Source organism: Alcanivorax quisquiliarum (assembly GCF_023051175.1).
Taxonomy (GTDB): domain Bacteria; phylum Pseudomonadota; class Gammaproteobacteria; order Pseudomonadales; family Alcanivoracaceae; genus Isoalcanivorax; species Isoalcanivorax quisquiliarum.
Window position 1 is genome coordinate 1 of the sequence record NZ_JALKII010000020.1, and the last position, 6277, is coordinate 6277.

The following is a 6277-nucleotide window of genomic DNA, read 5'->3' on the forward strand; positions in this document are numbered from 1 at the left end:
ACGACGATGTACGGCACGCCAACCTGACGGGACAGCAGGATGTGCTCGCGGGTTTGCGGCATCGGGCCATCGGCAGCAGACACTACCAGAATAGCGCCATCCATCTGCGCCGCACCGGTGATCATGTTTTTCACATAGTCAGCGTGACCAGGGCAGTCAACGTGCGCGTAGTGGCGGCTCGGGGAATCGTATTCCACATGAGAGGTGGCGATGGTGATACCGCGTGCACGCTCTTCCGGTGCGTTATCAATCTGATCGTACGCACGCTGTTCGCCAGTGCCCCAGACTTCGTGACATACGCGGGTCAGCGCAGCGGTCAGCGTCGTCTTGCCATGGTCAACGTGACCAATCGTGCCTACGTTCAGGTGCGGTTTATTACGTTCAAACTTTGCCTTTGCCACGACTCTCTACCTCTCAGCTCGCTCTCAGCTCGATTGTGCATTCCTGCCTGAACAGCAAAGCATCGCCCGGAAAACACAAAAAGGACCACGCGCCCACCAGGACTCCGTGACCACCCTGACACCAGCCACTGACGAGATGAAGCCGGCCCCGGGAATACTCCCGAGGCCGGCAAATTGGAGCTCATAACCGGAATCGAACCGGTGACCTCTTCCTTACCAAGGAAGTGCTCTACCGACTGAGCTATATGAGCGCTGACCTCATCCCACCAGCGACAGTGGTGAAACTCTTTACATTACGACCCTACTGTACTGGAGCGGGTGGCGGGAATCGAACCCGCGTCATCAGCTTGGAAGGCTGAGGTTCTACCATTGAACTACACCCGCGAACCTTGCCTTCCAGGGCTTGGCTCGCCAGCCTGGGCCATAACTTTCAAAACTTGCCGTTTTGCCAACCGGCTGCGCAAAGCGCCCTAGTCTTTCACGAGGCCCGGATTACTCCGGCTGCGCCTCCGCCCTTCGGGCCAGCATCGCTACGCGATGCTGTTCGGCCGCCTGCGGCGGCTCGTCGAACCGTCTGGTTCAAATCCAGCCCCCGACGAACTTTCGGAGCACTGGCCAACGTCAAACTGTGCTCTGACGTTGTGAATCCTTTCAAACTTGGTGGAGGGGGCTGGATTCGAACCAGCGAAGCTTTCGCGTCAGATTTACAGTCTGATCCCTTTGGCCGCTCGGGAACCCCTCCCAAAAAAGGGCCTACATTCTCTTTTTGGGCCTGCTCGTTGTCAACCCGCTTGTACGCACGATCAAGCTCTATGCAGCGCTTGACCAGGCATTCAAACAGACCAACAGCATTGCCCGAAAGTTCTGGAGCTGGCGAGAGGAATCGAACCCCCGACCGGCTGATTACAAATCAGCTGCTCTACCTACTGAGCTACGCCAGCCTGCAAAGGACGCGCATTGTAATGAATGCGGAGCGTACAGGCAATTGAATTGAGGCGAACATCAGCAGAACCGTGAAAAAAAGGCGGTATTTTCCTGAAATCAATAGCTTGCGCACGCTGCACGCGATATTTCGACACCCGCGCCGACCGTTTCCGAGCGAGCCTGCGCCAACTGCGCTTCATTCGGCGACGAATAGAACAACCAGTATTCGGTTACCTCCTTCGAGGTTTCCCGGACTTCCGCTGCGTAACCGGCGTTGCGCATCTTGACTTGCAACCCGCGCGCCGACTCTGCGCTGCTGAAATAGCCTAGTGAAATCGCGGTAGCATCCTCGCCTTCTGCAACAATGAAGCTGTCCACCCCTCGGCTCTGCAATTCACGCAGCATCTGCATTGCCGCTTCGCGACGCCCTGTCGGCGGCAGGTAGACCCATGACAGCCTGTCTTTGCGCACCGCCACAGGGCGCACTTCGCCGTCGCCCATCACGCCCCGCAGACGACCCCGCCATTCTTCGCCATCCCGCAGGCTGGGCCACGGGCCCACCACCACGCATAAAGGTCGGTTCGGCGCCGAGGTCACGGCAGCCGCGCTCGCCTCGGAGAGTAGCTGCAGCTGCTGCTGCGCAGGCACAGCGACGTGCGCGCTCGGCAGCGCCGGCGGCGCTACCTGCCCAAGCAGCTTCCAGCCAAGATAGACGACATTGAGGATCAACAGACCAAAGAACACCCAGCGCATAGCCGCCCCTCTTTTCCCCTGCTCAGCCCTGCGTCCCGTCACCGGCGCCGCTCACCACCCGCTCAAGCCCATCAAGCACCAGATCTGGCTCCGCTTGCGTGGCAAACCCCAAATGTGGCTGCAACACGGCGGCATCGCCGCCTGTGATGAAGACCGGGCAAGTATCCGAGAGCGTTTTACGCAGTTCAACCACGACATCCGTGACGAAGGCCACAGACATGCGCAGCACACCGTTTTCAACCCCCGCGCTGGTGCTACAGCCCAGCCCGAGCGTTGCCGGAGCGCTATCCGTCACCCGCACCTGCGCAGTGCCCTGAAACAGGCTGCCGCGCAACATTGCCAGGCCAGGCACGATATAACCACCCAGGTGCTGGCCATTGCCATCGACGGCATCAAGTGTCAGTGCACTGCCGCAATCCACTATCACCGCAGCGCCGGTGCGATGCCACACCTCCACCATCGCCAGCCAACGATCCACACCGAGGCGCGCCGGATCAGCATAAGCATTCACTACGCCTGCCCCTGCGGCCGGCGAATAATAAAAGCGCGGTTGCGCGCCCAGGGCCCGGAGCAGCTCTTTCTCCAGCAACTGATCGCCTTCCCGGCCCGCCACCGAGGCCACCCACAGTTCGCGCACATGCCCGCCGCACCGCTGCGCCAATTCATCAACCAGCGAAGCCCAGTCACGGCGATGGGCCTGCCCACCCTGCATGCGCGGCTTGCCCGGCGAATACAGCCGCCACTTCATGGCTGTGTTGCCAATATCCAGGAACAGCCTCATGCCAGCCTCAAACTCATTTCCCCGCCATGAAAGCGCTCGATGCTGCCGTCAACTTCCAACAGTAGCGCCCCCTGCTCGTTGACCCCACGCGCCACCCCGTGAATCCGGCGCTCACCAAGCAACAAGTTTACCGCCTTGCCCTGACAGCCATCCAACGCCTGCCAACGCTCCCGCAGCCCGGCAAATCCTTGCGCCCGGAACACGGCCAGCATCTCCAGCAGCGCCGCGAGCAATGAGCCCGCCAGTTGATTGCGATCCACCGGTGCCCCTAGTTCACGGGCCAGATCTGTCCAGGGCTGATCGATCTGCTGCGCCGCTGCCTGGGGCATCGCGCAGTTGATTCCCACACCGATGACAGGCACGCAGCGTCCATCCATTTCCCCGGCGAGCTCCACCAGAATGCCGCCGACCTTGCGGCCGCCCACCCACAGATCGTTGGGCCATTTCAACTGCACACGCTCGCCCAACCCGGTGGCCGCGAGCGTCTCTGCCACCGCCACGCCAACGGCGAGGCTCAAGCCTTCCAGCACGGCAGCGCCGCCACTGAACTGGCAGGCCAGCGACACATAAAGGTTGCTGCCATACGGCGACTGCCAATCCCTGCCACGGCGGCCGCGCCCGGCACTTTGGTACTCGGCCAGAATGGCCAACGGGCGGGGTAGCCCACCGGCACTGAGCGTCAGCGCATCCGCATTGGTGGATTGGGTAACTTCCAGGAGGTGAATATCCAAGGCTTGCAACGAGGCACCGCCCGCAGCACGCACGGCACCTTCGTCAAGCAAGCTCAGGCCACCGGGAATCCGGTAGCCCTTGCCTCGTACAGACTCGATCGCAAGCCCCAAGCGCTCAAGCCTCTGCAATCGCTTCCAGACACCAGCCCGGGAGATGCCCAGCAAGGCGCCCAGCTCTTCGCCGGAATGGAAGCGGCCATCTGCCAACTGGCGAATGACCGCGCCATCTGCCGGCGCAACCGCCTCGGGCATCAGCGCGCCCAGACCACACCACGCTTGGCGGCCCAGCCGGCCAGACGGTCGCCGTAGACCTTCTCCAGCTCGTTCCGCTTCAGTTTCAGCGTCGGTGTCAGCAGGTTGTTTTCCACGCCCCAGGTTTCTGCCACCACCACTAGCGCATCCAGCCGCTCGTGTGCATCCAGCTCACCATTGACCCGTGCCAGCAGCTCAGAAAGCCCTTCGATGTATGCCTGGCGCGCCCCTTCATCGGCCAGGCGCTCGGCCTCTTCCGGTGACAGACAAAGCAGCGCAAGCGGTTGCGGCAGATCAACCCCCATCACGCAGGCCTGATCAAGGCCGGGGTAGGAAACCAGCCTGTTCTCGATCGGAGCCGGTGCGACATATTTGCCCTTGGCGGTCTTGAAGATCTCCTTCACGCGTCCGGTGATGCGCAGGCGGCCTTCGCTGTCAATCTCGCCCACGTCCCCGGTATGCAGCCAGCCGTCCTCGGTCAGATCTTCTCTGGTTTTGGCCTCATCCTTGAAGTAGCCCTGCATATTGGCGACCGAGCGCACCAGAATCTCGCCATTCTCGGCGATGCGCTGCTCCACGCCATCGTTGGGCTTGCCCACCCAGCCGATGCGCTGATCACCTTCACGCGTCGTGTGCGACCAGGCCATGTTCTCGGTCATACCGTACACTTCCAGGATTTCCAGGCCCAACGCCCGGAACCAGACAATCACTTCCGGCGATAACGCAGACGCGCCCGACAAGGCATAACGGCACTCCTGCAGGCCCATGGCGGAGAGCACTTTCTTTTTGATCACGCGATTCAGTAGCGGCACTTTCAACAGCTTTTTCAGTTTCGCTGGCGGCACCGCCTCACTGGCCTTCTGGTAGAACTTCGTCCAGATACGCGGCACGGCAAAGAATACTGTTGGCCGGGCACGCTTGATGTCCTCGGCAAAGGTATCCAGCGACTCGGCAAAAAACACTCGCAGGCCAACATACAGCGTAGCCAGCTCCACCGCTGCCCGCTCGGCCACGTGCGACAGAGGCAAGTAGGAAATCACCCGATCCTTCGAGGACAGGCTGTACACATCCGGCATCTTCTCGCCCATGACGGCCAGGCTACCAAAACTATGCATCACTCCTTTCGGTGTGCCAGTCGTGCCGGAGGTATAGATGATTGTGGCCAGATCATGCGCGGTCGGGCGCGCCAGCTCGGCCAGTGGTGCATGTTTGCCGAGGATATCTTCCCAGGTTGTGAAGGCCCTGCGCGCCTCATCAGGCGCCAGCGAGAAGGCAACTTTGGGAAGGTCTTCACGCACCCCCGCCTGCGCCTCTTCCCAGACATCCAGCTTACCCACGAACAGCAATCTGGATTCACTGTGCTCCAGAATCTGACGAACGCTGTCGGCAGTCAGGGTCGGGTAAAGCGGCACGCTAATGTGACCCGCCATCCAGATAGCCCAATCGGCAATCATCCACTCCGCGCAGTTTTTCGACATCAGCGCAATGTTCGAGCCAGCTGGGAAATCGAGCGATTTCAGATAAGCTGCGACGCGACGCGCCTCCTCATCCAGCTCCTTCCAGGTATACTCGCGAAGCGTTCCACCCCCCACCGGCTGAACCATTGCCACCTCGCTGCCCTGCCGAGCGACACGCTCGCCAAGCGCCTCAAGCGGTGACTTCATCTGTTTATCGGCTGTCGCGTTCATTCTTGCCTCCCTCTCCATTGTTCTAGCTCCACCCCGCCGCCGGACATGACGACAATTCTCTGCCCTGGGCAACCCCGGGCTTGAACCAGCATTCCGACACCACCGGACGCCAACGTTTGACGATATTCCCGAATAATCAGTATCGGCACAATGCCTTACAATAACACCTCCTCCTACCTTAACGCCCTGCCCGTATGACAGCGCACTGGTATAAATAGTCATTGTTGCAGATCGCACCGGCCCCATCGCCCCGCAACAACGCTTGAAAGATCGCCGCAGGCGCCCGCCAGCCGCAAATTCCCCGTCATTCAGCCCGCATAAGCGCTCGGGTGGCGAGCGAGCTTCTGCGGGCTGGCACCGGGTAACTGGGCAGACCTGGCGTTTACGGTAGCGCCATGTGGTGCAGCGAATATCGCAGAGAAGTAACGATAGACATACTCGGCCTCGTCAACAGAAACCGTGCGCCGTTTGGGATGGGCGAGTGCGGAGGCATCGCAGCTGCGCACCATCGAAAGAGGCACCAAGCGCCTGGCATCGCTTAACCCGCTTCACTTTGAATCCGGCGGGCGTTCGCGACGCTTGGTGTTTTTGCCAGAAAAGTTCTCGCTCATACTAGGTGGCCATTCATAACCGGGTGGGCACCTGGACCACTGCGGCAGTGGGCAGATGGGTAAGCGTCCGGCCATCCCACCTTGTCAAACGGTATGGGGCTTCCACTGATGCGGCAGCAGTTCATCAATGGCATTG

At 60.7% G+C, this 6277-nt stretch carries 5 protein-coding genes and 4 tRNA genes; all 9 read right to left on the minus strand.

Annotation, left to right across the window (positions count from 1 at the left end):
- Positions 1 to 401: GTP-binding protein (locus tag MU846_RS14370; RefSeq protein ID WP_246953953.1), on the minus strand; the 401-nt coding region annotated here is incomplete at its 3' end.
- A gap of 175 nt (positions 402 to 576) precedes the next feature.
- Positions 577 to 652 (minus strand) — tRNA-Thr (locus tag MU846_RS14375).
- A gap of 59 nt (positions 653 to 711) precedes the next feature.
- Positions 712 to 785: transfer RNA gene (locus tag MU846_RS14380), tRNA-Gly, on the minus strand.
- Positions 786 to 1059: 274 nt separating this feature from the next.
- Positions 1060 to 1143: transfer RNA gene (locus MU846_RS14385), tRNA-Tyr, on the minus strand.
- Positions 1144 to 1266: 123 nt separating this feature from the next.
- Positions 1267 to 1342 (minus strand) — tRNA-Thr (locus tag MU846_RS14390).
- Positions 1343 to 1442: 100 nt separating this feature from the next.
- On the minus strand, positions 1443 to 2078 hold the full coding sequence (locus MU846_RS14395; protein WP_246953955.1) for an SPOR domain-containing protein: 636 nt from the start codon (positions 2076 to 2078) through the stop codon (positions 1443 to 1445).
- A gap of 22 nt (positions 2079 to 2100) precedes the next feature.
- Complete coding sequence (locus MU846_RS14400; RefSeq protein ID WP_246953957.1) at positions 2101 to 2859, minus strand: type III pantothenate kinase; 759 nt, start codon at positions 2857 to 2859, stop codon at positions 2101 to 2103.
- A complete protein-coding gene (birA, locus tag MU846_RS14405) occupies positions 2856 to 3842 on the minus strand; it encodes a bifunctional biotin--[acetyl-CoA-carboxylase] ligase/biotin operon repressor BirA (protein WP_246953959.1) in 987 nt (328 codons plus the stop codon). The genes MU846_RS14400 and birA overlap by 4 nt, the downstream gene beginning before the upstream one ends.
- Positions 3842 to 5530, minus strand: coding sequence for an AMP-binding protein (locus tag MU846_RS14410; RefSeq protein ID WP_246953961.1), 1689 nt, complete (start codon positions 5528 to 5530; stop codon positions 3842 to 3844). The genes birA and MU846_RS14410 overlap by 1 nt, the downstream gene beginning before the upstream one ends.
- Positions 5531 to 6277 lie beyond the last annotated feature (747 nt).

Excerpts from the sequence above, each read along its gene's own strand:
- MU846_RS14395 (WP_246953955.1), bottom strand. The coding sequence starts at position 2,078 with ATGCGCTGGGTGTTCTTTGGTCTGTTGATCCTCAATGTCGTCTATCTT.
- MU846_RS14400 (WP_246953957.1), bottom strand. The coding sequence starts at position 2,859 with ATGAGGCTGTTCCTGGATATTGGCAACACAGCCATGAAGTGGCGGCTG.
- birA (WP_246953959.1), bottom strand. The coding sequence starts at position 3,842 with ATGCCCGAGGCGGTTGCGCCGGCAGATGGCGCGGTCATTCGCCAGTTG.
- MU846_RS14410 (WP_246953961.1), bottom strand. The coding sequence starts at position 5,530 with ATGAACGCGACAGCCGATAAACAGATGAAGTCACCGCTTGAGGCGCTT.